The sequence below is a fragment of the Arthrobacter sp. 08Y14 genome (assembly GCF_002929455.1).
In the GTDB taxonomy this organism is placed as follows: domain Bacteria; phylum Actinomycetota; class Actinomycetes; order Actinomycetales; family Micrococcaceae; genus Arthrobacter_B; species Arthrobacter_B sunyaminii.
Window position 1 is genome coordinate 1 of record NZ_PJIX01000055.1, and the last position, 536, is coordinate 536.

General features: G+C 60.8%; 2 protein-coding genes. Both read left to right on the forward strand.

Features of this window, described 5'->3' with window-relative positions; genetic code table 11:
- On the forward strand, positions 1–276 hold a 276-nt coding region (locus CXR03_RS18990; RefSeq protein ID WP_181034683.1), incomplete at its 5' end, for a Na+/H+ antiporter subunit E.
- Positions 273–536, forward strand: a 264-nt coding sequence (locus CXR03_RS18995) for a K+/H+ antiporter subunit F (RefSeq protein ID WP_104105061.1), incomplete at its 3' end; no start/stop codon positions are given. The genes CXR03_RS18990 and CXR03_RS18995, both read left to right, overlap by 4 nt.

A 536-nucleotide genomic window follows, 5' to 3' on the forward strand; every position in this document is an offset into this window, starting at 1 on the left:
ATCCGCTCGAACGCCGCCGTCGCTTTCCTGATCCTGCGCGGCAAGCGCCAGAAACACACAGCGGGCTTCATCACCGTTCCGCTCGAGATCGAACACCCGACAGCGCTTGCGATCATGGCCGTGATCCTGACCAGCACGCCGGGTTCGGCCTGGCTCGCCTATGACGGTCGTCGCAAGACGGTTCTGATCCATGTGCTCGATCTGATCGACGAGGAGACCTGGGTGAAGAACATCAAGGACCGCTACGAAAGCCTGCTGCTGGAGATCATCGAATGAGCGCCATCATTTTCTTCACTGCCGTATCGATCTCGAAGCTGCTTCTGGCGTTTGCCCTGATGATTGCCGTCGTGCGCGTCTTCATCGGCCCGCGCGCCCAGGACAGGATCCTGGCACTCGATGCATCCTACGTGATCGCCATGCTGCTGCTCGTCACCTTCGGCATCGGCAGTGGCCGCACGGTCTATTTCGAGGCCGCTCTGGTCATCGGCATGCTCGGTTTCGTGGCAACGGTGGCGCTCGCCAAGTTCCTCATGCGC